Raw genomic sequence first — 1,532 nt, 5'->3', positions numbered from 1 at the left:
CTCAGAAAGTCTATTCGTGTAAATACGTTAAAAATTTCGATTGAAGAATTTTTAAAGCGCGCAGAGCAAAAAAACTGGCAGCTTACCCCTATACCTTGGTGTAGCGAGGGTTTTTGGCTAGAGCGCCCAAGCGAAGAAGATCAAAATTTAGCACTGGGCAATACCGACCTACACCTAAGCGGTGCCATGTACGTGCAAGAGGCAAGCTCAATGCTACCGCCTATGGCACTTAAGAAAAGTATTAAAAACGCAGACGAAAATAATAACTATGTGCTAGATATGGCATCAGCCCCAGGCTCTAAAACCTCGCAACTTGCCGCAATAATGAATAACCAAGGCGTACTGGTTGCCAACGAACTTTCGTCGTCTCGCTTAAAAGTACTGAGCGCAACGCTTAAACGTATGGGTGTAGGTAACTGTGCGCTTTCGCATTTTGATGGTGTTATATTTGGTAACTACATGTTTGAATGCTTTGATAGCATTTTGCTCGACGCGCCTTGCTCAGGCGAAGGTACCGTACGAAAAGACGCCGACGCACTTAAAAATTGGTCAATAGAATCAAATATTGAGATTGCTCAAGTTCAAAAAGAGTTAATTAAAAGTGCATTTTACGCATTAAAACCAGGCGGTACACTGGTTTATTCTACCTGTACGCTTACCCCGCTCGAAAACCAACAAGTATGTGATTATTTACTCAGTGAATTTGGCGACTACATTGAGCCGCAGTCGCTTAGTGATTTATTTGAAGGCGCAGAAAAAGCCACCACCGCCGAGGGCTACTTACATGTGTGGCCACAAACGTACGACAGCGAAGGCTTTTTTATTGCTAAATTTAAAAAACGAGCAAGCTGTAATAACCCAACCCAAACGGTAAAAAAAGGGGCGTTTCCGTTTAACGAGTTTGATAAAAAGCAAACCACGTTATTTATGAGCGAGCTTAAAAAGCAGTTTGGTTTAAAAGCGCTGCCAGGTAAATTAATGCAACGCGATAAAGAGCTGTGGTTATTTCCTGATGGGTTTGAAGCCGTGCAAAATAAAATTAAATACGCACGTTTAGGTATTCAGCTGGGGATTATTCATAAAAATGGTGTAAGGCTTACTCACGAATTTGCAACCGTGTTTGGTAATGAATGCAAAAGCAATACCTATGCTTTAACAAACGAGCAAGCAAACGACTACTTTAATGGTAAAGATGTGCGCCTAGAAGACGTTACAAAAGCCAGCGGCGAAGTAATATTAACTTTGTGTGGCTGCCCTATTGGGCTGGGTAAATGGCAAAAAAATAAAATAAAAAACTCTTTGCCTCGCGATCTTGTGCAAAATACGCAGTTAATAAGCTGGGTATAAAACAAGCAATACAATAGTTAACCTGTGCACAACTCCATTAAGCCTTTGTTATTATTTTGGGTTAATAAACAAACAAAATTTAGAGTTTTACGGGTTAGTTAACTACACTAGAAGGTACTTTCTTCTTCTCCCTAAGAATTACGAAAGTGTATTTAGTTAGCGCAAGGCTCAACTAAGAGCCATTT

General features: G+C 40.5%; 1 protein-coding gene. It reads left to right on the top strand.

The features are described 5' to 3' along the window. On the top strand, window positions 1-1,347 hold a 1,347-nt coding region (gene rsmF, locus AABI99_RS18265; protein WP_338367541.1), incomplete at its 5' end, for a 16S rRNA (cytosine(1407)-C(5))-methyltransferase RsmF. Between the last annotated feature and the right edge of the window lie 185 nt (window positions 1,348-1,532).

Source organism: uncultured Pseudoalteromonas sp. (assembly GCF_963922945.1).
Lineage (GTDB): Bacteria > Pseudomonadota > Gammaproteobacteria > Enterobacterales > Alteromonadaceae > Pseudoalteromonas.
Note: the sequence above shows the minus strand (reverse complement) of the source record. Positions and strands in the feature narration are given on the sequence as shown.